At 31.8% G+C, this 22,007-nt stretch carries 24 protein-coding genes and 1 tRNA gene; 12 read left to right on the top strand and 13 right to left on the bottom strand.

Annotation, left to right across the window (positions count from 1 at the left end; all coding sequences use genetic code 11):
• Positions 1–53 precede the first annotated feature (53 nt).
• From DEFDS_RS03480 to DEFDS_RS03465, 4 genes are all read left to right on the top strand, one after another.
• The gene (locus DEFDS_RS03480; protein WP_013007422.1) at positions 54–791 is read left to right on the top strand and encodes a sulfite exporter TauE/SafE family protein; all 738 of its coding nucleotides are present in this window, start codon (positions 54–56) and stop codon (positions 789–791) included.
• Between the two features lie 13 nt (positions 792–804).
• On the top strand, positions 805–1,452 hold the full coding sequence (locus DEFDS_RS03475; protein WP_013007421.1) for an FmdE family protein: 648 nt from the start codon (positions 805–807) through the stop codon (positions 1,450–1,452).
• Positions 1,453–1,564: 112 nt separating this feature from the next.
• Positions 1,565–2,884: a 4Fe-4S binding protein gene (locus tag DEFDS_RS03470; protein ID WP_153801460.1), complete on the top strand. Its 1,320-nt coding sequence runs from the start codon at positions 1,565–1,567 to the stop codon at positions 2,882–2,884.
• Entirely contained in the window at positions 2,881–3,294 is a 414-nt protein-coding gene (locus DEFDS_RS03465) for a hypothetical protein (RefSeq protein WP_013007419.1), read from the top strand. The genes DEFDS_RS03470 and DEFDS_RS03465 overlap by 4 nt, the downstream gene beginning before the upstream one ends.
• Here DEFDS_RS03465 and amrA read toward each other — a convergent pair.
• Both amrA and DEFDS_RS12545 read right to left on the bottom strand, forming a co-directional pair.
• Positions 3,284–3,844, bottom strand: a complete 561-nt coding sequence (amrA, locus tag DEFDS_RS03460; protein WP_041223591.1) for an AmmeMemoRadiSam system protein A — start codon at positions 3,842–3,844, stop codon at positions 3,284–3,286. The genes DEFDS_RS03465 and amrA overlap by 11 nt on opposite strands.
• 229 nt (positions 3,845–4,073) lie before the next feature.
• Positions 4,074–5,021, bottom strand: a complete 948-nt coding sequence (locus tag DEFDS_RS12545; RefSeq protein ID WP_013007417.1) for a GGDEF domain-containing protein — start codon at positions 5,019–5,021, stop codon at positions 4,074–4,076.
• Between the two features lie 578 nt (positions 5,022–5,599).
• Between DEFDS_RS12545 and DEFDS_RS03450 the strand changes: the two genes are divergently transcribed.
• The 4 genes from DEFDS_RS03450 (at position 5,600) to DEFDS_RS03435 (ending at position 8,802) form a co-directional block, all read left to right on the top strand.
• Entirely contained in the window at positions 5,600–5,953 is a 354-nt protein-coding gene (locus DEFDS_RS03450) for a succinate dehydrogenase, cytochrome b556 subunit (protein ID WP_041223590.1), read from the top strand.
• A 123-nt stretch (positions 5,954–6,076) separates the two neighbouring features.
• Positions 6,077–6,283 carry a hypothetical protein gene (locus tag DEFDS_RS03445; RefSeq protein WP_231841033.1) on the top strand — a complete coding sequence of 69 codons (207 nt, stop codon included), beginning with the start codon at positions 6,077–6,079 and terminating at the stop codon, positions 6,281–6,283.
• Between the two features lie 24 nt (positions 6,284–6,307).
• The gene (gene sdhA / locus DEFDS_RS03440; protein WP_013007414.1) at positions 6,308–8,074 is read left to right on the top strand and encodes a succinate dehydrogenase flavoprotein subunit; all 1,767 of its coding nucleotides are present in this window, start codon (positions 6,308–6,310) and stop codon (positions 8,072–8,074) included.
• 17 nt (positions 8,075–8,091) lie between these two features.
• Complete coding sequence (locus DEFDS_RS03435; RefSeq protein WP_013007413.1) at positions 8,092–8,802, top strand: succinate dehydrogenase iron-sulfur subunit; 711 nt, start codon at positions 8,092–8,094, stop codon at positions 8,800–8,802.
• A 563-nt stretch (positions 8,803–9,365) separates the two neighbouring features.
• Here DEFDS_RS03435 and DEFDS_RS03430 read toward each other — a convergent pair.
• The 3 genes from DEFDS_RS03430 to DEFDS_RS03420 are packed head-to-tail and all read right to left on the bottom strand — an operon-like array spanning position 9,366 to position 12,214.
• Positions 9,366–10,646, bottom strand: a complete 1,281-nt coding sequence (locus tag DEFDS_RS03430; protein ID WP_013007412.1) for a TRAP transporter large permease — start codon at positions 10,644–10,646, stop codon at positions 9,366–9,368.
• On the bottom strand, positions 10,646–11,170 hold the full coding sequence (locus DEFDS_RS03425; protein WP_013007411.1) for a TRAP transporter small permease: 525 nt from the start codon (positions 11,168–11,170) through the stop codon (positions 10,646–10,648). Before DEFDS_RS03425 ends, DEFDS_RS03430 begins: the two co-directional genes overlap by 1 nt.
• 54 nt (positions 11,171–11,224) lie before the next feature.
• Positions 11,225–12,214 carry a TRAP transporter substrate-binding protein gene (locus DEFDS_RS03420; RefSeq protein WP_013007410.1) on the bottom strand — a complete coding sequence of 330 codons (990 nt, stop codon included), beginning with the start codon at positions 12,212–12,214 and terminating at the stop codon, positions 11,225–11,227.
• A 354-nt stretch (positions 12,215–12,568) separates the two neighbouring features.
• Here DEFDS_RS03420 and leuB point away from each other — a divergent pair, with 354 nt between their 5' ends.
• Positions 12,569–13,645, top strand: coding sequence for a 3-isopropylmalate dehydrogenase (leuB, locus tag DEFDS_RS03415; protein ID WP_013007409.1), 1,077 nt, complete (start codon positions 12,569–12,571; stop codon positions 13,643–13,645).
• 30 nt (positions 13,646–13,675) lie between these two features.
• Here leuB and DEFDS_RS03410 read toward each other — a convergent pair whose 3' ends face one another.
• The gene (locus tag DEFDS_RS03410; protein WP_013007408.1) at positions 13,676–14,266 is read right to left on the bottom strand and encodes a helix-turn-helix domain-containing protein; all 591 of its coding nucleotides are present in this window, start codon (positions 14,264–14,266) and stop codon (positions 13,676–13,678) included.
• 120 nt (positions 14,267–14,386) lie between these two features.
• Between DEFDS_RS03410 and acnA the strand changes: the two genes are divergently transcribed.
• From acnA to DEFDS_RS03395, 3 genes are all read left to right on the top strand, one after another.
• On the top strand, positions 14,387–17,017 hold the full coding sequence (gene acnA / locus DEFDS_RS03405; RefSeq protein ID WP_013007407.1) for an aconitate hydratase AcnA: 2,631 nt from the start codon (positions 14,387–14,389) through the stop codon (positions 17,015–17,017).
• Between the two features lie 13 nt (positions 17,018–17,030).
• Positions 17,031–17,579, top strand: a complete 549-nt coding sequence (locus DEFDS_RS03400) for a hydrolase (protein ID WP_013007406.1) — start codon at positions 17,031–17,033, stop codon at positions 17,577–17,579.
• 45 nt (positions 17,580–17,624) lie between these two features.
• Positions 17,625–17,710, top strand: a tRNA-Leu gene (locus DEFDS_RS03395).
• Positions 17,711–17,959: 249 nt separating this feature from the next.
• Here the strand turns inward: DEFDS_RS03395 and extS are convergent.
• The 7 genes from extS to DEFDS_RS03360 form a co-directional block, all read right to left on the bottom strand.
• On the bottom strand, positions 17,960–18,715 hold the full coding sequence (gene extS / locus DEFDS_RS03390) for a selenite/tellurite reduction operon c-type cytochrome lipoprotein ExtS (RefSeq protein ID WP_013007405.1): 756 nt from the start codon (positions 18,713–18,715) through the stop codon (positions 17,960–17,962).
• Positions 18,694–19,101 (bottom strand): hypothetical protein, encoded by a 408-nt coding sequence (locus DEFDS_RS03385; protein WP_013007404.1) that lies wholly within the window; start codon positions 19,099–19,101, stop codon positions 18,694–18,696. The genes extS and DEFDS_RS03385 overlap by 22 nt, the downstream gene beginning before the upstream one ends.
• Entirely contained in the window at positions 19,098–19,721 is a 624-nt protein-coding gene (locus DEFDS_RS03380; protein ID WP_013007403.1) for a cytochrome b N-terminal domain-containing protein, read from the bottom strand. The genes DEFDS_RS03385 and DEFDS_RS03380 overlap by 4 nt, the downstream gene beginning before the upstream one ends.
• Positions 19,718–20,113: a ubiquinol-cytochrome c reductase iron-sulfur subunit gene (locus tag DEFDS_RS12540; protein ID WP_013007402.1), complete on the bottom strand. Its 396-nt coding sequence runs from the start codon at positions 20,111–20,113 to the stop codon at positions 19,718–19,720. Before DEFDS_RS12540 ends, DEFDS_RS03380 begins: the two co-directional genes overlap by 4 nt.
• 74 nt (positions 20,114–20,187) lie before the next feature.
• Entirely contained in the window at positions 20,188–20,523 is a 336-nt protein-coding gene (locus tag DEFDS_RS03370) for a hypothetical protein (protein WP_013007401.1), read from the bottom strand.
• A gap of 3 nt (positions 20,524–20,526) precedes the next feature.
• Positions 20,527–21,414 carry an NrfD/PsrC family molybdoenzyme membrane anchor subunit gene (nrfD, locus tag DEFDS_RS03365; protein ID WP_013007400.1) on the bottom strand — a complete coding sequence of 296 codons (888 nt, stop codon included), beginning with the start codon at positions 21,412–21,414 and terminating at the stop codon, positions 20,527–20,529.
• Positions 21,415–21,423: 9 nt separating this feature from the next.
• The gene (locus DEFDS_RS03360) at positions 21,424–21,999 is read right to left on the bottom strand and encodes a 4Fe-4S dicluster domain-containing protein (RefSeq protein ID WP_013007399.1); all 576 of its coding nucleotides are present in this window, start codon (positions 21,997–21,999) and stop codon (positions 21,424–21,426) included.
• Positions 22,000–22,007: the final 8 nt, after the last annotated feature.

Here is a 22,007-nt window from a genome sequence, read left to right as displayed (position 1 = left end):
TTCTAATTTCATACCTATATTTTTATATTTGCAAAAATAATGAGGTGTAGAAAATGCTCTTAATTACCATATTAGCATTCATATTCAGTTTTCTTTTTGCACTTGGAGGAGTTGGCTCAGCAATAGTTTTAGTCCCTATAATGTATTGGATTGGAATACCTCTAAATGAAGCCAAACCAACAGGGCTCTTTATCAATACCATATCCTTGATAGGAGCTACTTACTCAAATATAAAAAATAAAAGACTTGATGTAAAAATTGGGATACCCATTATAGTTGCTTCAATGATTTTAGCACCTATTGGTGCATATTTCTCCACAATCATACCTAAAGAAATTGTTCTAATCATATTTATAATCTTCTTAATCTTTTCATCTTTTATGATGCTATTTTTTAGAGCTTCTAAATATGAGGATAATTATAGAGAAGATTCCCCTTACATTGCATTAGCACTTATCGGTTCATTAGCTGGTTTTATCTCAGGACTTTTGGGTATTGGTGGCGGCGGTTTAATTTCACCACTGATGATAATGCTTGGCTTCAACCCCAAAAAAGTGGCGACAGTAACTGCTTTTGTGGTCCCTTTTTCATCAATCACTGGATTTTTTGCTTATCTTGCAATGGGACATATAAATATCAAACTATTAATTTTTGTGGGATTGGCAGCATATTTAGGGGGGTATTTAGGTACACACTTTATGCATCTAAAAATGAAACCAGCTACAGTAAAAAAATTCTTAGGCGTCATTTTGCTAATTTTAGCAATTAAGTTATTAATAAAATTATTTTAAACAGGAGGTCAATATGTTTGACAAACACAGAGAGATTGTAAACTCAATCGAAAATCTTACCGACGAAGAAAGGGAATTTTTGTATTCAGCACTTAACATGCATGGACATATTTGTGGCGGTATGCCAATGGGTTATGTGGCTGGACTTGCAGCTTTAAAAGCTCTTGGAACAAGCAGAGAAAGAAATATGGATAAGTTTGTTATTATTAATGTAGGTGACAAACATGCTGCGGGTTGTTTTGCTGATGGTGTTCAATTTGCAACAGGTTGCACCTTTGGAAAAGGGATTATGAAAAAGGAAGCAAAAGGGAAATGGACTTTTACTTTGGTTGATAAAGTAAATGAAAAAGCTGTAAAAGTAAAAATCAAACCAGAACTTTTACAAAAAGCTTTTCAAGCTCCATTCATAACAGAGTACAGAATAAAAGGGGTAAGACCAACAGATGTACCTGCAGAAGTTGCAACACCTGCTTTTAAAAGACCCTTCTCATTAAAACTTGAAGACATTGTAGAAATCGAAGGGCCTTTTGACTTTAAAGTGCCAAAAGGGAAATCATGCTTTAACCTTGTAATATGTGAAAGCTGTGGAGATGCAGTTGCAGAAAATTATACAAGGCTTGTTGATGGCAAAAAAGTTTGTCCTGACTGCTTCCCATATTAATTTACTATATTATTGCTAACGTAACTTCACTTTACATTACAATCATAGAAGGGGTTTTCCCCTTCTTTAAAAATTGATTGAAAATTTTAACAAAAAATATATTATTCACCTCATGCAATTAAATGAAGAAAGAAAAGAGAACTTACTTTCAATTGACCATATTTTCAAAACTTATTTAGATTCAAATAAATACGATTTTATATACAGAGAAAAACTGTTCCCATTAAAATCTTCTAGTATTTCATTAAATAAAAGTGATGCATTGGACATTTTACAGAGTACAGCTTCAGTTGGCTTAAAGTCTTTAGCCCTTTTTCACAAAATACCAAGATTCCAAAAATTAGTAAGATTAAGGGCACCCCTAATTATAATAACCAGATTACTGCCTGAATATTTCGAAATACCCACTTTATTTATAAAAGAACTGGACAACCTGCTAGAATTATTAAACCTTGCTGAAAAGGTCTCCATCGAAACAAACTTGCCTGTAAATGTGGTTTTATCTCCAAATATTTTCAATAATATTTCGAGAAATCATAAAATTGAAAGAGATCACTCTGTAATAAAACCATATCTTACAAACGAAACTATGAAGCCAATAGAGGAAGATTTATTACATGAACAATTTCAATTAGCAGAAGCTTTGCTCTCCAATTATTTTAAAGAAACTAATATTTCAAATGTTATTTCTTTTTATAATCCGGAAAAATTCTTTATCCCATACCTTGTTCCGAATATTAAAAATAAATTTATTGAATCCATCTCTAATAAAGAATTAAATATTTACAAAGATGAGCTCAAATTTTTCAAACAGCTAGCTTATAACTACAATATTAGTCTGAAATTAAATATCAAAAATGATGATGAAATCGATTTTGAGACAAAAGATTATCTTTGCCCGGGGTGTCCATTCATACCATTAAAAAAAATCTTTGAAAAATATCAGCTGGTTTTCACAAATATTAATTGTGAAAGGATAAAATCCATTTTTAACATTAAAAATATCTCTTTTAGTGAATACTTTGGACTAACTTTTGAAAAGATTCAAGTTGATACAATCTTTATAGGTAATCTTTCCGATGCACATATCCAGCTAATTAACCAAACAAGACCTCATCAAAGGGTTGTTTTACTTGCAGACTCAGAACCTACCTGTTCAATAGCAAACTTTCAAACAGTAAAAAACTTATTTAAGCTTCCTAATAAAAACTTTATTTTCCCATACTCTTGTGAAAACATACCGCAGAAAAAATCACTAACTATTAAAGAGAAAAAATGTAAGTGCATTTTCAAAAATGAAAATCCAAAATGCATAGAATCCACTTTCTGCCCTGCGCTTTTCATTATAAATAAAAAAATATCTATTAATACATCGTTATGTATAGGTTGTAACTTCTGCAAAGAGTTTTGCCCATATGGAGCAATAAAATGAACTATCAGATAACATTCATTTACCTAAATAAAGATTTATTTTTATATGAAATTTTACCACTTTTAATAGAAACTTTTGAAAGCGCAGATTATTTTATAAAAATATGTGGAAACAATTTGACTATCCCTGACATAGCCCATCAAACCACAATTAAAATTATAGGAAGCAAAAAAAATGAAGTAAAAAAAGTAATTATTGATTTAGATAATGTTGTTAAAAATTCTAAGCACTTAGTAGTAAAACCAGATATTATTTTAAATAATAACAATCATTACTGGCAATTAGCTGGCTGTCTAATAAAATCATTTCCCGATACTTCAACAGCTTTTTTTACAGGTTATCTTACTGATAATAATAAAAAAGATTTATTAGAAATCTTTATGTCATCTAAGCCAATAGCTAATTTTTAAACTCATTTTCATCAAATATTATTGCTTGAAATTTAAATATTTCAACACCCCCTTTTTTCCATTCATCATAAGGTAATCCAGCTTTCATACAAGTATAAGATAAAAACTCATATCTATCCCAACCATGTTCAACAGCCACTTGAGGTAATAATACACCACTAAAGAAGCCTTTTTTTACATAAAGACCATCTTTACCAACCTCTATTTCATCTATATCTTCTACTTTTTGCATAGGTGTTAAAACAGAAATCTCTATGACAACATTATCTAACTCCTCTTTTTTTAAAGGTTGAAATCTCGGATCATGAAAAGCAGCCTGAATAGCCATATCCCTTACATTATACACTATATTAATATCATTTCGAAAATTACCAATACAACCTCTCAAATTACCACTTTTGTCATGTAGAGTAACAAAACAACCTGAGTTAAAGTTAAGCTCGCCCGGAATATTATCTGGTTCATATAATATACTTTCAAATTTTTTCTCTATCGTAATCCTAGCAATCTCCAATAAATATTTTTTAGCAGTAGCACTTAAATCCTTCATAAACCACCTCCTGTTGAAAACCTGTTGATAATTTATATTAAAAAAATATAGGATTAATAGTTTATTGCAAGCATTTATATTTATCTCTTTAATTATCAATATATTACAAAAAACCCCTTATTTTCCAGGGTTAATTTGTCAACAGGTTTTTTATATTTATAGTTTGTGAATTTCATGTGGATTATTTTTAAATATTCATGCGTTAGAGTTAGTTTTAGCATAACATTACTTAAAGTGATGAATTTTTAGTCAATATTTCTACTCTATTTTTACCTTTATTTTTTGCTTCATATAATGCTTTATCAACTAAATCTAATAGCTCAAAACTTTTTTCTGAAGTGTGTGGATACCCAACCACACCAACACTAACCGTTACATTAAAACCTCTTCCTTTATCAGTAAATACTGGTTTCATTGCAATATTATTTTTCAAACGCTCTGCAAAAATCTTACCATTGTTAATAGGTGTTTCCACTAAACATATCATAAATTCATCACCACCATATCTACAGGCAAAATCTGTCCTTCTGATATTTTTTTTGATTTCATCAGCAATAAAAAGTATCACTTTAGTGCCATATTTGTGTCCGTAAGTATCGTTGACCTTCTTTAAATCATCCGAATCAAGCATAATCACGGTAAAGTTCTTCTTATATCTTACAGATCTATAATATTCCTCCTCGAACTTTTTCAAAAAACCTTTCTGATTCAGTAAGCCTGTAAGATCATCTGTAATGGATAATTCATCTATCTCCTCTTCTAATCTATCTATTAACAATTTTATAAAAATTGAAAAAAATAAACTATATAATATCATTAACGAAAATGTTGATAAAATACTAATATTTAGATAAAATAAATCAAACAATATCAATAGAATAGCTAAAATAACCTTTATAACATAAAATTTACTATCAAAAACTAAAAAGGTAATTGCTAAAATTTGAAAATATATAAACTCTCTATTTGCAATAGATAAATAACCAATCAAAATTACAAATAAAGCGAAAAGGACCTCATCTAATTCGACTTTTTTTATCAAAGTGGCAGCAATATAACACGTTAAAAGAAGTGATGTTAAAAGAAGCAAATTTTCATTTGTTTTATTATATGTTTCATAAATAAGCAAAATTGAGGTTAAAATAACAAAAATATTTCTTTTTAAACTTTCATACATAACTAAATTATAAATTATTTAGCTTATATTACAATAAAAATCTTGAGATTGTTTCATCGCAGCAACTATAAATAGTAAATCATAGTTTTAAATACTTTCAAGGCTGTTGTACGACAACCTAATAATTAATAATTATCATAATTATGAGATTTCTTTTCCAACTTTTGTTGTCTTGCAATGACCCAAAAATACCGTCATTGCGAGCGTCAGCGAAGCAATCTGGGTCTTAAGCTATTACTATTGTGCAACAGCCACATACTAAATCTAAACTTGTCATACAACTAAATGGCGGGGTCGCAATAACTCAAAATGCCGTAATAGCGAGTGTTAACGAAGCAATCTTGTAAATTAAGCAGTTATTTCTGTGCAATATTATCTTTCTTTAGTACAACTTATATATATTTTAAATAACATTGTTCTATTATAACAAATATCTTATTCACAAATTTTTAACTTGATTAAACAATAGGATTTTACCTGTATATTGTATACAATCTAATTGACAAAAAGTTTTTCTTATGTTAGTTTTATGATAAATTTAACGATGTTTGTATCCTAAAATAAAGAAGGGGTGTAAAATGCCAAGAAAAGATCTTATCACGTATCCCAAAAAAGTTTCTTATCGTAAGCACACCGGTATGACCGCATGGTTGCTTCACAGAATTACCGGTGTAATTTTAGGTCTTTACCTTATTTTTCACATTTTAGGTAAAGCTGGCGTAGCAGAATGGTTTACTAGCCTCACTGCAAATGCCGGAGTAAGAGCAGTTGTGTTTTTAACATTCATTTATCATGCATTTAATGGTTTCAGAATAGTTTTAATCGATTTTAGCAACGGCGCTGAAAAAGGCGTTTTTGCAAAGCAGTTTATGGTTGTTATTTTCTTAGTAATTGTTGTTTTTATCATTGGTGCAATACCTATATTTTCATAAGGAGGAACTGGTATGAAATATTATAAGTTTATGGGTTCAAGCGACAGAGGTGTATTTGAATGGTTAATGCAAAGGATTTCTGGTGTTATCTTAATCCTTGTAATTTTTATACACTTTTTCTCAATGATTAAAAGCGGTGAATGGGGTTTGAAAAAGATAGTATTGGGACCACTTTTCGCTTTTGGTATATTCCATACGTTAAACGGCTTCAAAATGATTACTGATGACTACGTATCTAACCCAACATGGAGAGCAATTATTCTTGCAATTTACTGGATCGTTGGTGTTACTTTAGCTATACTTGCATTATCAGTAGTTTCATCATTATAAAAAATTATGTGAGGGGTAAAAGATATGTCTGTGAAAGTTGAATATCATAAGTTTGATGTTATTATACTTGGTGCTGGTGGTGCAGGGCTCAACGCTGCACAGGTAGCATCTCAATATTGTAAAACAGCTGTAATTTCAGAAGTTTATCCAACAAGAAGCCATACAATTTCAGCTCAGGGTGGTATTTCTGCAGCATTAGGAAACTTAGAAGAAGACCACTGGCATTGGCACATGTTTGACACAGTAAAAGGTTCTGACTATTTAGCTGATCAAGATGCATGTGAATATATGACTAAATTAGCTCCAGAAATGATTATCGAACTTGAGCACATTGGTTTACCTTTTAGTAGAACACCAGAAGGTAAGATAGCTCAGAGACCATTTGGTGGTCATACTGCAGAGTTTGGTAAAAGACCTGTAAAAAGAGCATGTTATGCTGCTGACAGGACTGGGCATGCTATGCTCCAAACCCTTTATGAAAAGTCAGTGGCTCAAGGTACACACTTCTTCAGTGAATTCTATGCTTTAGAGCTTTTAACAAATGATGGAGCTGTAAACGGCGTTCTTTGCTGGGATATCCAAAATGGTGGATTTCATATATTCCATGCAAAAGCTGTAGTTTTTGCTACAGGTGGTAGTGGTAGAATTTTTAAAACAAATTCAAATGCTCACATCAACACTGGTGATGGTATTGCTATGGCAATGAGAGCTGGATATTCATGGTGTGATGCAGAATTCTTCCAGTTCCACCCAACTGGTATTTATGGTGCAGGTAACCTCATCACAGAAGGTGTTCGTGGTGAAGGTGGTATTCTTCTTAATGCAAATGGTGAAAGGTTTATGGAAAGATACGCTCCAACTATTAAAGACCTTGCACCAAGGGATATAGTTTCCCGTTCTATGATGAGAGAGATTTTAGAAGGTAGAGGTGTTGGACCAAATAAAGATCATATCTTATTAAAAATAGATCATATAGGTGCTGATGCTATTATGGAAAAACTTCCAGGTATTCACGAATTAGCACTTGTATTTGCTGGCGTTGACTGTACAAAAGAACCAATACCAGTTGTTCCAACAGCTCACTATCAAAATGGAGGTATTCCAACTAATTACTTAACCCAAGTTGTAAAAGCTCAAGGTGAAAACCCTGAAGAGCCAGTTCCAGGATTCTTTGCTGCAGGTGAATGTGCTGCTGCATCAGTTCATGGTGCTAACAGACTTGGTACAAACTCATTGCTTGACTTAGTAGTATTTGGTAGGACAGCTGGTGAACAAGCTGCAAAATGGGCTCAAAATAATAAACTTGTTCCATTAAAAGACGATGCTGGTGATTTTGGTATCAAACTATTCCAAAAATTTGCTAACTCTAATGGTAAATACACATTTGGCCCAATTTACAACGAATTAATAGAAACAATGCAGAAAAATGTTTCCGTGTTTAGAACAGAAGAAGGATTAAAAGAAGCTTTAGAAAAACTTGATGAGTTAGAAAAGAAAATGGATGACTTTAGAGTTAATGATAAATCAAATATCTATAATCTCGAATTAATTGAGGCATTAGAATTAAATAATATGATTATGGTAGCAAAAGCGCTTACTAAAGCTGCTCTTGAAAGAAAAGAATCTCGTGGTGGGCACTATAGAGATGATTATCCTGAAAGGGATGATGAAAACTACTTAAAGCATACTGAAGTTTTCTATCAAGACGGTGAATTTGAGGTTAAATATAGACCAGTAAGAATGAAGCCTCTTACTGTTGATCCATTCCCACCAAAACCAAGAGTATATTAAGATAGGGGGCGATAATTATGAGTAGATATGTTACTTTCGAAATATTTAGATATGACCCAGAAAAGGATAAAGAACCTTATTATCAAACATACAAAGTAGAAATAAGAAGGCCCGGTATGCTCATGTTAGAAGGCCTCAATCAGATTAAATGGGAGCAAGATCCAACTCTTGCTTTCAGAAGATCATGCCGTGAAGGTGTTTGTGGATCTGATGGTATAAATGTAAACGGCGTAAATATGCTTTCATGTATTACAAAAATTGAAGATCTTGGTACAGACCATCTTGTAATTCAGCCTTTACCAGGCATGCCTGTAATGAGAGACCTTGTTGTTGATGTAACAGATTTTTTTGAAAAATTCATCACAGTAAAACCTTATTTAATCAGAAAATCTCCAACTCCAGACAAAGAGTTTTATCAGTCACCAGAAGATAGGAAAAAACTTGATGGGCTTTATGAATGTATCCTTTGTGGATGCTGTTCTTCATCTTGCCCTTCATACTGGGCAGATAAAAACTATCTTGGGCCAAACGCTTTCTTGAGAGCATGGAGATATCTTGCTGACTCAAGAGATGAAGGAGCTGATGAAAGATTACCTATCTTAAATGATAAACATGGTGTTTGGAGATGTCATACAATTTACAACTGTGTTGAGGCATGTCCAAAAGAGCTTAACCCAACTAAAGCTATCGTAGAAATTCGTAGAATGTTAATGAATAGAAACTATTAAAAAAGCGGGCATCAGGCCCGCTTTTTTTTATAATACTTATTTACTTTTCTTTCATAATAAATTTTCTAAAAAATACTCCACATATTTTGTTTTCATTATAAAAATAATTCATATTTAAATTTGTTGCAAATTAGTTTCATTGAGGATGTTGCACAACAAAAAATAAACTTTTTAGATTACTTACCAAGCCATTTAGCTACAATTGACGAGTTGAAGATGTTGCATAATAGACTAACTTGTTGATAATTAACATCATCATGAGATTGCTTCGCTAACGTTCGCAATGACGGCAATTTATTCTTATTATGAATAAACTAAGTTGCCGTATCTTTCTCAGTTTTAGTCACTGAATGAAATACAGTGACTAAACAGTCTTAATCCATCAAAAAATGAAATAACAATAGATTACTTGTATTTTTGTCACTTTATTAAAAATCTAATTTTTGTCATTGCAAGGAGCAACTGCGACGAAACAATCTCAAAATAAATAATTTCAAAGTCTTTGACTATTGTGCAATGTCAATATTGGGTAAAACGGGGTGCGACAAAACACCCCGATATAATTAACGATAAATAAGATTTGGTAAAAACAGTGATATTTGAGGCACGTAAGTAATAATTATTAAGCCAATCAGTAGGGCAAAAAACCAAGGCATTGATGCTCTTATTACCTCCTGCAAATTCATACCTGATACGCCACTTGCAACAAACAAGTTTAACCCTACTGGTGGTGTAAGCATACCTATTTCCATATTAACAGTGATAATAACACCCAGATGTATTGGATCTACACCCAATTTTACTGCAGCTGGGTATATCAACGGTGCTACAATCATAATAAGGCTTGATGGTTCCATAAAATTTCCACCTATCAGCAAAAGAATATTAATAAATATTAAAAACACTATTTTATTAAAATTCATATCAATTATCCACTGAGCCAAAGCTTGAGGTATTTGCTGAATTGTCAAAAAGTAAGCAAAAAGCATAGCATTTGCAATGATAAAAAGGATCATTGCAGAAGTAGCTGCAGATGTCATAATAACTCTTGGAATCATTTTCCATTTTAAATCTTTGTATATAAATTTAACAACAAAAAAGCCATAAACAGCTGATACAGCAGCAGCTTCAGTAGGAGTAAATATACCACCATATATACCACCAATCACTATTACAATAACAAATAACCCCCAAGACGCTTCTTTAAAAGTTTTCCATATTTCTGAAAATGGAGCTCTTTTCTGCTTTTTAAAACCTGCTCTTCTTGCAGCAATATATGTAACTACCATCAACATTGTTCCAAGAAAAACGCCTGGAACGAAACCAGCCATAAACAACTTACCAATAGATTGATCAACAGTTACACCATACACAATCAATACAATGGAAGGTGGAATTAAAATACCAAGAGACCCTGCGCATACAATTGAACCCACAGAAAATTTAGGTGAATACCCAGCTTCCTGAATTGCTCCAATCATAATAGAACCTATCGCAGCAACAGTTGCTGGAGAAGATCCACTAACAGCTGCAAATATTATACATGCAAAGATAGCACTCATAGGTAAGCCACCAGGTAAGTGCCCCACAACAGCTTTTGCAAACCTAATAATTCTCTCTGCTGCTCCACCTTGAGATAAAAAATTTCCAGCCAAAACAAAAAGAGGGATAGCCATAAGTGCAAATTTATCAATAGAAGTAAACATTTTTTGAGCAATTACAAGTGTTGGCTGATCAGTAAAAAGTAACATTGTAATTGTAGTAGATAGACCAAGAGATACAGCAATTGGTATCCCAACTATTAAAAATAAAAACAAAAGTCCGAATAATGTTATCGCCACCATCAGTGTTGCTCCTTCATTATCATATCATAACTAAATTTATCTGCCGGTATCTTAATAGTCGCTATAATTTTTAATAAAACTTGATATGCAGCTATACTCATTGTAATTGGAACACATAGATAAATAATCCAGAAAGGTAGATGTAAATCGATTGAAACCTGCTCTAATTCATAATTAAACATTACAAAATCATAACCCCATTTAACTAACAAACACAAATAAATAAAAATAACTATTAAAGAAATTGTCATAACAAATTTTGCTATTTTAGGCTTTAAAGCCTGTATTACGGCTGTAACACCGATATGCAAACCTATTTTAAATCCATAAGCAGCACCAAACAGAGCTGACCATATAAAAAGATATGACGTTAATTCACCTGCCCATACAAGTGAAGTGTTAAAAACATATCTTAAAACAACATTTATAAAAGCAACAATTGTGGCTAATGCCATCATAACAGTCATTACCGTCATATTTATATAGTCAAGCCATTTATCAAGTGTTTCAAAAATCTTTTTCATATCCACCCTCACAGAAATAAGCTCCCCTTAAAGGGGAGCACCTAACCTATTATCTTACTTAGTATTTAACGCTGCATCTATAAATTCTTTACCTATTACATCATAAAATTTTGGATAGATTTGCATCATAGTTTTTTTCCAGATTTTTCTCTCTTCAGGTGTAGTCACGTGAATTTGGATTTTTCCATACTCTTTAACTTTATTGTAATAATATTCATCAAGTTCTTTAGCCAATTTTCTTTCATATTCTGTAGCTTCTTTTACTGAATCTAAGAAAACTTTGTCTAAACCAGCTTTTTTAAGTTTTTTCATAAAGATTTTATTTGTAACAAGCATATAACCTAGATATCCGTGATAACTTACTGTCAAATACTTCTGTACTTCATAAAATTTCTTTGTGTAAAAGTTTGACCATGGGTTTTCAGCACCATCAACTACACCCTGCTGAAGCGCAGAATAAACTTCTGAAAATGGTAATACATGTGGAATAGCACCAATAACTTTAAATTGCTCTTCAAGAACTTTTGATGACATAATTCTAAACTTTATCCCTTTTGCATCTTTAGGAAGAATTATTGGTCTAATATTATTTGATAATACTTTGAAACCATTATCCCAATAAGCTAAACCTACAAGTCCTTTACTACCAACAAGTTTTAATATTTTTTTACCCCATTCACTATCCATAAACTTATGTAAATGCTCTGTAGAGTCAAATAAGAAAGGAAGGTCAAAAAGTTGCAACTGAGGAACAAAACCTGTAAATTTTGAAAAACTTGGACAGGCAAGTTGAATTGCATTCATTTTCAACGCTTCAACAGCTTCTCTATCACCATAGAGTGAAGCATTTGGATAAACTTCCATTTTAATCTTACCATTAGTTCTCTCTTCTAACAGTTTTTTAAGATACTCAGCTGCTTTCCCTTTAGGAGTTTCCACAGCAACAACATGGCTAAATTTTACCTTAATAGGTTTCGCCATAGCAGGAACAACCAACAAACTAAATGCTACCATTAAAAACATCATGTTTCTTAAAAGTTTCATAAAACAACCTCCAATATTTTTTGAATATAATGCAATTATGTAATATACAATTTTGATGCCAAAATAAAATCTATAATCATCCCTTATTTTATAACACTTTCTCAATTTAAAGTTGGTTTACTTTTTTGCATTTTTGCAATAAAAAAATATCCAAAGGTTTTCTCCATTTTTATTTTACAATATTTAGCAAATAGTTGTATATAATTTTAGTTTTTGCAATTTTGCAAGACTTCAATTGTAAATTTGACACCAACTAACAAATCAACATACCATTATCACGTCATTAAACTTTTTTAAATTTGACTTTACTTTTAATATGGTGTATATATTCAGAAAAATCATAGGAGATGAGAGATGCACAAAATCGCTGTTTTACCAGGTGATGGGATTGGCCCAGAAGTAATGAAACAAGCACTTAAGGTGTTAGATAAAATTTCTAAAAAATATAACATTCAATTAACCTATGAATTTGCTGATGTAGGTGGTATAGCTATAGACAAATACGATACACCCTTGCCAAAGCACACTGTAAAAATATGTGAAAACTCAGATGCAATTCTTTTTGGATCTGTTGGAGGACCAAAATGGGAGAATCTCCCACCTGAAAAGCAACCAGAAAGAGGTGCATTGTTGCCTTTAAGAAAGCATTTTAATCTTTTTGCAAATATTAGGCCTGTAAAAGTATTTAAACCTTTAAAAGATGCTTGCAGTTTAAAAAACGAATTAATTAGTGAGGGAATAGATATTGTAATTTTTAGAGAATTAACCAGTGGCATCTATTTTGGTCAGCCAAAATATATCAGCGAAGATAGAACCTATGCTGTGGACACTATGAAATACAGTGTTGAAGAAATCATAAGAATCGCACATTTAGCTTTTGAAGCAGCTAAATTGAGAAATAATAAAGTAACATCTGTAGATAAAGCAAACGTACTTATGAGTAGCGTCCTATGGAGAGAAACGGTTACAGAAATTCATAAGAAGTTTTATACAGATGTGGAATTGCAACATATGTATGTTGATAATGCATCTATGCAACTTGTAAGAAATCCAAACCAGTTTGATGTAATCTTAACAGGAAATATGTTTGGAGATATTTTAAGTGATGAAGCAGCCATGCTTTCTGGATCATTAGGGATGTTAGCCTCAGCATCAATAAACGAGTCAGGATTTGGTCTATACGAACCAATAGGTGGTACAGCACCTGATATAGCTGGTCAGAATATTGCAAATCCTATAGCTCAGATTTTATCGGCAGCTTATATGTTAAGATATTCATTAAAAAGTGATTCTGCAGCAACTGACATAGAAAATGCAATTGAACAAGTCTTAAATGAAGGTTATAGAACAGCAGATATTTTCTCAGGTAAAGATGGTGAAAAAAAGGTCAATACCGAAGAAATGGGTAATTTAATTTGCGAATATATTTAATCACTAAAAGAGGCTATAACGGCCTCTTTTTTATTTACTCCCCTTAAGTTTTTGGATATCTATCTTCTTCATCCTCACACTTAAAATCTTAGAAGGCCCACTGTATATACTTTCAGCATAATGAGGAATTTTAGAACTAAATGCGATAGAATCCCCCTCCCCTAACTCGATAATATCATTATTTAAATATAATTTTATGCGACCTTCAAGTATATACATAAACTCATAACCTTCATGGCTAAAAAGCTTCTTGTGAGTATCTCCAGGCTTAATGGTAACGACAAAAGTTTCAAAAAGATCATTATTTTTTATATGTGCTAACTCTTCATACAAATATCCATGCTTTGCACCTTCTCTAAAAACAAATTGCCTGTCACCCTTTTTTACAACATAATAATCTTTATAATTAATCTCTTCTTCAAAAAAATATGTCATCTTCACATTTAAAACATTAGCTATCTTAGCTAGAGTAGTAATAGGTGGCATGACAACATTATTTTCAATTTGTGAAATTAATGCCTTAGAAAAACCTGTTAAATTTGCAACATCCTGTAATGTCATCCCTCTATCGTTTCTAAGTTTTCTAATTCTTTCACCAATGTTAATATCAAAATCTGCCATACATCACCCGTTAATGATTGTTTTATTTTGTTTAGTTTAACTGAATATAATATTGTTTGTCAATATATTTTTGATTTTTAAAGATAAAATGCTATAATATACAATTAAGGAGGTATGATTATGCAAAATGAAGTTTTATCAAAATTTAAAAACAGTAACTTTTACTATATTAATTTAAAACAGTTAAACAAAGAAAAAAAAGTAGAAAAACTACCTTTTACCATCAGAGTGCTACTAGAAAACCTATTAAGAAACTACGATGGAAAAATAGTTAAAAAAGACCACATAGATGCGATACTAAACTGGGATCCAAAAAACACCGAAAAAATTGAACTACCTTATTTCCCATCAAGAGTTTTAATGCAAGATTTTACTGGGGTCCCTGCTGTTGTTGATTTAGCAGCGTTGAGAGATGCAGCACTAAAACTTGGTGTATCACCAGAAAATGTAAATCCTACTGTACAGACTGACCTCATTATTGATCACTCTGTACAAATAGATTATTTTGGCACATCTTATTCTCTGGCAAAAAATGTCGAAAAAGAATTTGAAAGGAATAAAGAAAGATACAAAGTTTTAAAATGGGCTCAACAATCTTTTAACAATTTTAGAGTAATTCCACCAAACAATGGTATTTGTCACCAAATAAATTTAGAATATTTATCAAGACCTATTAAAACTTCAATAATTGACGGAAAAACTATTGCTTTTCCAGATACTGTAATTGGGACAGATTCCCACACGCCTATGGTAAACGGTATCGGAGTACTCTCATGGGGAGTTGGTGGTATAGAAGCAGAAGCTGTGATGCTTGGACAGCCCTATTACCTTAGTATTCCTCAGGTAATAGGTGTGCACCTTTTGGGGGAATTACAGCCATATACTACGACAACTGACCTGGTATTGTCCTTAACTGAATTTTTGAGAAAATATGGTGTAGTAGAAAAATTTGTTGAGTTTTTGGGTGATAGTATAAAAACCCTTTCAGTTCCTGATAGAGCTACTATATCAAATATGAGTCCAGAAAATGGCTCAACAGCTACATATTTCCCTATGGATGAAAAAACAGCTGAATATCTTGTTTTAACAAACAGAGAAGAAGATGCAAAATTAATGATAAATTATGCTAAAGAAAATTTATTCTTTGGAGAAAATTGGGATACTATTAATTATACTGATATTTTAGAATTTGATCTTTCAAAAGTTAAACCTGTTGTAGCTGGTCCATCAAGACCCCATGATAAAATATTTTTAACAGATTTAAAAGAGAAGTTTAAAGAAATCAATCCAGATAAGAAAAAAACAGGAATCTTCAATAATAATGAAAAAGTAACCATTGAAGATGGCTCGGTGGTAATAGCAGCAATTACATCATGTACAAATACTTCAAATCCGAAAGTTATGATTGGTGCAGGTCTTTTAGCTAAAAAAGCTGTGGAAAAAGGGCTAACTACAAAACCTTATGTAAAAACATCTTTAGCACCCGGTTCTAAAGTTGTAACCGATTATTTGCAAAAATGTAATTTGTTACCATATCTTGAAGCTTTAAGATTTCATGTTACTGCTTACGGTTGCACCACCTGTATCGGAAACAGCGGACCATTACCAAATGAGATAGAAAAGGCTATTGATGATAATAAATTAACAGTTGCTTCCGTTTTATCTGGTAACAGAAACTTTGAAGCCAGAATTCATAATAAAGTAAAAACAAACTTTCTTGCATCACCTATTTTAGTAGTTGCATACGCCATAGCTGGCAGAATAGATATTGATTTTGATAAAGAACCCATCGGATATGATCCAAACGGTGAAGCTGTATATCTCAAAGATATATGGCCAACAAATGAAGAAATAGACAAACTGTTATCAACATCTCTAACAAAATCTGATTATGAAAAAGAGTATAAAGATATTGATAAAGGGGATAAACATTGGAATGAAATCCATATAAACACTTCTAAAACTTTTGAATGGGATGAAAAGTCAACCTATATTAAAAAGCCCCCCTATTTTGATAACTTCTCAATCGATTTAGAGCCACCAAAAGATATAAAAAATGCAAGAATACTTCTATTATTAGGAGACACAGTTACTACAGATCATATTTCACCAGCCGGCGCCATCAGAGCAGATTATCCAGCCGGTAAATATCTGTTAAGTAAAGGGGTTGATGTAAAAGATTTTAATACATATGGTTCAAGAAGAGGCAATCACGAAGTAATGATAAGGGGAACTTTTGGTAATGTGAGGGTAAAAAATTTGATGTTAAAAGGTAAAGAAGGTAGTTTTACAATTAAGTATCAAGAAAATGAGGAGATGTTTATTTACGATGCTGCTATGAAATACATTTCTGAAGGTACTCCTCTTGTAGTTTTTGCTAAAAAGGAATATGGATCTGGCTCTTCAAGAGATTGGGCAGCAAAAGGAACAAAGCTTCTTGGTATAAAAGCTGTAATAGCAGAATCTTTTGAGAGGATACATCGCAGCAATCTAATTGGGATAGGTGTTTTGCCTTTACAATTTTTACCTGGTGATTCATATGAAAAATATTGTATTACAGGAAGTGAGCAGATAGATATTTTAGGTATCGAAAATATACAACCTAAAAAACAACTAACAATAGTAGCAAAAAAGGATGATAAGACTGTAGAATTTCCAGTTATTGCAAGACTTGATACAGACATAGAAGTGGAATATTTTATAAATGATGGTATCTTGCCTTTTGTATTAAGAAATATAGTAAAAAAATAAAAAGGGGGAGCAAATGTATAGCTTAAAAAGAGATGATGCTGTTTTAGTAGTGGTGGATATTCAAAAAAAATTAGTAAAAATTATGCCAGAGAAAGTTTATGAAAAAATTTTAAAAAATAACCAAATATTAATAAAAGCTGCTAAAATATTAAACATTCCAGTAATTTACACCCAGCAATATACTAAGGGTTTAGGTGAAACTGTTGATGAGCTAAAAGAACTTTTGACTGATGAACATGTAGAAAAATTAACCTTCTCTTGCTGTAAAGAACAATCATTTTTAGAAAAATTAAAATCCCTGGGTAGAAAAAGCGTTATTTTAACAGGTATGGAAGCACATATTTGTGTATTGCAAACAGCAATCGATTTATTGGAGAATGGTTACAATGTTTTTACCGTTGCAGATGCAGTTTGCTCAAGATTTAAAGACAACTGGAAGTTTGGATTAGAGTATATGAGAGATGCTGGAGCCAAAATCACAGTGGTTGAAACAGTACTGTTTCAACTACTTGAAAGGTCTGATGCTAAAGAGTTTAAGGAAGTTCAGGCTTTGATAAAATAACTTGACAAAAATTTTTAAAAATAATATAAGCGGTCTCAGTCAAACGCCGGGGTGGTGGAACTGGTAGACACGCAGGACTAAGGATCCTGTGGCCAGAAATGGCTGTGCGGGTTCGAGTCCCGCCTCCGGCATTCTTCAAAGTTTATCCTTCATACAATCAAGAGTATTGCACAATGGTATTTTGCTAAAGTCAATAAATAGCTTCGCTAACGCTCGCAATGATTGCATTTTTGGTTATTGCAAACCCACCTACTAGTGGAAGATGTTGAGTTTATAGTTTCTTGAGTATACAAGTTCTAAATGATAATTACCAAAGTTTAACGTTATTGGCAGAAGAAGCAATCTGGAAAACTAGAACAACCATTACTGTATAACACCAACTATTTTATTACTTGATAAATCTTCTTAATTTCATCATCTTTTAGAATCAAATTTGGCATCAAAGAATTTTTCTTAACATCTCTTGTATTTTTAAGCCATTTTTTAAACAAATCATAATCCCAAAATCTATCATTTATTTTGTAGTAATATTTACTAAAGAGTCCTGATAAATTTGGTCCATAAACCCCTTCTCCAAGCGGACCACTATTTTTTGATAAAACTTTATGACAGCCACCACATTTTTCTTTAAAAATCTCTTTTTCATCCCCCTTATTAATATGAATAACTTCAACAATCTTTTTAGATAAATTATTTTTTGCCCCATTATAAATGGCATTTATTATATAAACAATTTGTTCATCAGAAAAACGAAAATCAGGCATAAAATTATTAGGCTTTTTTATGCTATCAAAAATTTCATCATCACTTTTGTAATTCCAACTCAAATCAAGATTAATAGCCAACAAATTCCCCTTCCCAGCTATTATATGACATCTTCTACAATGACCTAACTCAATAAGTTCATAACCTTTGGTAACTCGAGTGGAGTTATCAAAAAAATAATATGAATATTTACCTTTAATAATTCTATAATGAGCAATATCCTGTCTGCTCGATTTTTCTATCCCTCTATGGCAAACACTACATGAGCCGATTTTTTCATAATGAACAGTATGACACTTCACACATTTTGCAGCAGAATAAGCATTTATTGCTACAAAAATTATTAATATCAAAAACCTATTAATTGCCAATACGGTCCCCTAAAATAATAAGCTATAATTGTAAATATATTAATAAGCATCAATATTATTAAAAATGTTACTATTTCAAAAGTACACCCTTTTTGAAACCATTTTGCGTTTTCAGGTATAAAGCCTTTTCTAATTTTTGGTAAATATAACATGTATAAAAACAAAAAAATTACAAAATATATCATATATCCTGAATAACTTACCAATTCCTGCATCCAGAGTAAAAACCAAGCAGATTTTGAAGGGTTTGGCACTACTGCTGGATTTGCAGGGGGTTGTAAAGGTGCATCAATAAAATACGCTAATACCATTAAAATTATCAAAAAAATCATAAATGATTTTTTAATTATAGGGAAAAAATATTCTTCACTTTTTACCTTTTTCATAAGTATGGCAAAACCCCTTTATCTTTCCTAATTCTGTAAAAATGGATCATACTTAACAAAAAAATAGACATAGGTACAATTACAATATGTAAAGTATAAAATCTTGATAAAGTCATAAATCCACCAACGCCATCTGGAGCAATTAAATTAACTATTTCATCACCCAAAGGCACAAGCTTTAAAATTTCCATACCTGTTTGTGTAGCCCAATAAGCAAGCTGATCCATGGGAAGTAAATAGCCAGTATAACCAGCAACTATAGATAAAAACATCAATAGTAACCCTACTATCCAATTATAACTTCTTACTTTAAAAGCCCCTGTTAGCACTACTCTTACAGTGTGCAAAAAAATTAAAATTAATAACGCATGAGATGAAAGACGATGCAAGTTTCTAATATATTTTCCCAAAAATACATTTTCTTCAAGATAGAGTATAGAATTATAAGCATGCTCAGGATGAGGTACATAATAAAACATTAATAAAACACCAGTAACAATTAAAACTATAAAAGCACTAAAAGCCAATCCACCAAGGCAAAAAGTATATGTTATTTTAAGGTTTTCTTTTAAAATAAATCTTGGAAATAAGTGTTTAATAAACTCTTTAACAAAACTCATAATAAATAAATTTTAATCTTATTTTTATTAATCTTAAAATTAAGTTTATTTAAATCTTTATTTGCTGGGCCATGCAATACTTTGCCATCAAAACTAAATTTACTGCCGTGACATGGACAAACAAACTTTTCACCATCAGAGTTTAAAGTGCAACCCAAATGAGTACATTTTATACTCAAAGCATAAACTTTGTTATTTTTATTAACTACTGCTACCTTTTCATCTCTTAATAATAATACAGAATTATCAGATAACTGATTTAAATCCAGAGTGATAGCCATCTTATTTGACTTAGCAGCATCTATTTTTAAAAACTTATATATAAAATAGATTGGCAATAAGAAAATAAGCTTTAAAAAGTTTCTCCTCTTCAATAAATTCTTAAATTCCATGTTTGCATTTATCTCACAAAATAAAAAAAAAGTAAATAAAATAGAAAAGATAAAGGGAACCCTAAAGGCTCCCTTTACTCAAATTCAGCAAATGGATCATTAGAGGAGGATTGCCCACTGCCAGAACAATTTACTTGTATCTTATCCCATTTAATGGGTTCATTCTTGGCCCTTAGTTTCATTAATTCATCATATTTTTCCCATGCATCTACATTATAAGGATTAAACTGTACTGCTCTCCTAAAATACATTATCGCTGATGCCATATCCTTTTCTTTCAAAGATTCCTCGCCAAGCTCTATCATCTTCTTACTCTGCTCTAAACTCAAATCTGAGCTATAACCTTTCGCAACATTTAAACCTACAAACATTACTCCCAATAAAATTATCCCTACAATTATTCTTCTCATTATTTACCTCCCAATATACTGTACAAATTTCTCTGTGTATGCTCCTGCATGGATTATTAAATACCTCAAATAAAAACCACCTAAAAGGACTAAAGCTTCAATCAATACTATACTCTTTTTAGATAAATGTAGTTTTTTAGATTCCACAAAAGTGTAAACAATAATTGGTAATATCAAACCCAATATTAGAAACATACTCCAAAATTGAAATGCATATTTGCCCACTAACAACAATTTCATAGAATATACCATCTCTGGTACACCGTTTAAACCAATCAGAATCATTCCAAAAACAATTACAAATTCAATCAATAAAAGATAGTAGTGCATTGTTTCAATCATATGAAGTTCGCCTTTATCTTTTATAAACAACTCTTTCATAATTACTGCTGCTGATATCCCTGTTGATGCAGCTGAAATTATAAACAGTATTGGCAAAGCTGTTTGATGCCACAAAGGAATCGCTTTTAATAACCCAAGTAATACCCCTGTATAGCCACCTGTCCCAAGACATAACAAAATCAACGCTATTTTAACAAATGTACCGCCACCAAATTTGATAAAATTAAAATTATACGCAGCATATATCAAGGAAATAAAAATAAACAACGATAGTATCGCTGTACCCCAGGTAATTGCAGATGTAGGGTTAGATAAAAGATAGATCAATAACCATGGTTTTTTTAAACCTTGCCCCAAATCAATCAGCAAAAATAAACATCCTATAGACACCGCAGGCATACCTACAAGGGATGCACCCTTGATATAAGCCAAATATTTCTCTCTATCATAAAAATCAACAATAACTGCACTTAGGATAGCCCCTGCACCTACCCCTCCTAAAAAGAGATACAACGCAATTTGCCATTCAAAAGCTTCTTGAAGTACCATACTCTCCTCCTACGATTTTATATAATAAATATTAGGCTCTGTACCTAAATCTTCTCTCAGTTTCCATATCTTATCCTTACGTTTTATCGCTTCCTTCAATACCTGACTCACTTCGCTTTCTGGATCGTTTATATCACCAAAAATCCTTGTTCTACTTAAACAGGTGTGCACACATGCCGGCTCAAAACCTTCTTTTATCCTCGGCAAACAAAATGTACATTTCTCTGCTACTCCAAGCTCCTCATTAAAGAACCTAGCATCATAGGGGCAAGATACTATACAGTACTTACAGCCTATACAACGTCCTCTATCAATATACACAATGCCATCATCTCTTTTATGACTTGCTTTTGTTGGACATACGTGCACGCAAGGAGGATCATCACAATGGTTACATTGTGATGGTAAAAAATACATCCTAGATTCTCTATTTATTTCATCTACAATATCAAATTTTTCATCGACATGCGTTCTGAAGTGATCCTCTGGTACACTCCATTGAGCTTTGCATGCAACCATACATGCTTTACAATCAATACATCTATCAATCAAATAAAGCATTACATATTTTTCTTTTTTACTCATAATTCACC

Source organism: Deferribacter desulfuricans SSM1 (genome assembly GCF_000010985.1).
Lineage (GTDB): Bacteria > Chrysiogenota > Deferribacteres > Deferribacterales > Deferribacteraceae > Deferribacter > Deferribacter desulfuricans.
Note: the sequence above shows the minus strand (reverse complement) of the source record. Positions and strands in the feature narration are given on the sequence as shown.

Excerpts from the sequence above, each read along its gene's own strand:
- DEFDS_RS03480 (WP_013007422.1), top strand. The coding sequence starts at position 54 with ATGCTCTTAATTACCATATTAGCATTCATATTCAGTTTTCTTTTTGCA.
- DEFDS_RS03475 (WP_013007421.1), top strand. The coding sequence starts at position 805 with ATGTTTGACAAACACAGAGAGATTGTAAACTCAATCGAAAATCTTACC.
- DEFDS_RS03470 (WP_153801460.1), top strand. The coding sequence starts at position 1,565 with ATGCAATTAAATGAAGAAAGAAAAGAGAACTTACTTTCAATTGACCAT.
- DEFDS_RS03465 (WP_013007419.1), top strand. The coding sequence starts at position 2,881 with ATGAACTATCAGATAACATTCATTTACCTAAATAAAGATTTATTTTTA.
- amrA (WP_041223591.1), bottom strand. The coding sequence starts at position 3,844 with ATGAAGGATTTAAGTGCTACTGCTAAAAAATATTTATTGGAGATTGCT.
- DEFDS_RS12545 (WP_013007417.1), bottom strand. The coding sequence starts at position 5,021 with ATGTATGAAAGTTTAAAAAGAAATATTTTTGTTATTTTAACCTCAATT.
- DEFDS_RS03450 (WP_041223590.1), top strand. The coding sequence starts at position 5,600 with ATGCCAAGAAAAGATCTTATCACGTATCCCAAAAAAGTTTCTTATCGT.
- DEFDS_RS03445 (WP_231841033.1), top strand. The coding sequence starts at position 6,077 with ATGATTAAAAGCGGTGAATGGGGTTTGAAAAAGATAGTATTGGGACCA.
- sdhA (WP_013007414.1), top strand. The coding sequence starts at position 6,308 with ATGTCTGTGAAAGTTGAATATCATAAGTTTGATGTTATTATACTTGGT.
- DEFDS_RS03435 (WP_013007413.1), top strand. The coding sequence starts at position 8,092 with ATGAGTAGATATGTTACTTTCGAAATATTTAGATATGACCCAGAAAAG.
- DEFDS_RS03430 (WP_013007412.1), bottom strand. The coding sequence starts at position 10,646 with ATGGTGGCGATAACATTATTCGGACTTTTGTTTTTATTTTTAATAGTT.
- DEFDS_RS03425 (WP_013007411.1), bottom strand. The coding sequence starts at position 11,170 with ATGAAAAAGATTTTTGAAACACTTGATAAATGGCTTGACTATATAAAT.
- DEFDS_RS03420 (WP_013007410.1), bottom strand. The coding sequence starts at position 12,214 with ATGAAACTTTTAAGAAACATGATGTTTTTAATGGTAGCATTTAGTTTG.
- leuB (WP_013007409.1), top strand. The coding sequence starts at position 12,569 with ATGCACAAAATCGCTGTTTTACCAGGTGATGGGATTGGCCCAGAAGTA.
- DEFDS_RS03410 (WP_013007408.1), bottom strand. The coding sequence starts at position 14,266 with ATGGCAGATTTTGATATTAACATTGGTGAAAGAATTAGAAAACTTAGA.
- acnA (WP_013007407.1), top strand. The coding sequence starts at position 14,387 with ATGCAAAATGAAGTTTTATCAAAATTTAAAAACAGTAACTTTTACTAT.
- DEFDS_RS03400 (WP_013007406.1), top strand. The coding sequence starts at position 17,031 with ATGTATAGCTTAAAAAGAGATGATGCTGTTTTAGTAGTGGTGGATATT.
- DEFDS_RS03385 (WP_013007404.1), bottom strand. The coding sequence starts at position 19,101 with ATGAAAAAGGTAAAAAGTGAAGAATATTTTTTCCCTATAATTAAAAAA.
- DEFDS_RS03380 (WP_013007403.1), bottom strand. The coding sequence starts at position 19,721 with ATGAGTTTTGTTAAAGAGTTTATTAAACACTTATTTCCAAGATTTATT.
- DEFDS_RS12540 (WP_013007402.1), bottom strand. The coding sequence starts at position 20,113 with ATGGAATTTAAGAATTTATTGAAGAGGAGAAACTTTTTAAAGCTTATT.
- DEFDS_RS03370 (WP_013007401.1), bottom strand. The coding sequence starts at position 20,523 with ATGAGAAGAATAATTGTAGGGATAATTTTATTGGGAGTAATGTTTGTA.
- nrfD (WP_013007400.1), bottom strand. The coding sequence starts at position 21,414 with ATGGTACTTCAAGAAGCTTTTGAATGGCAAATTGCGTTGTATCTCTTT.
- DEFDS_RS03360 (WP_013007399.1), bottom strand. The coding sequence starts at position 21,999 with ATGAGTAAAAAAGAAAAATATGTAATGCTTTATTTGATTGATAGATGT.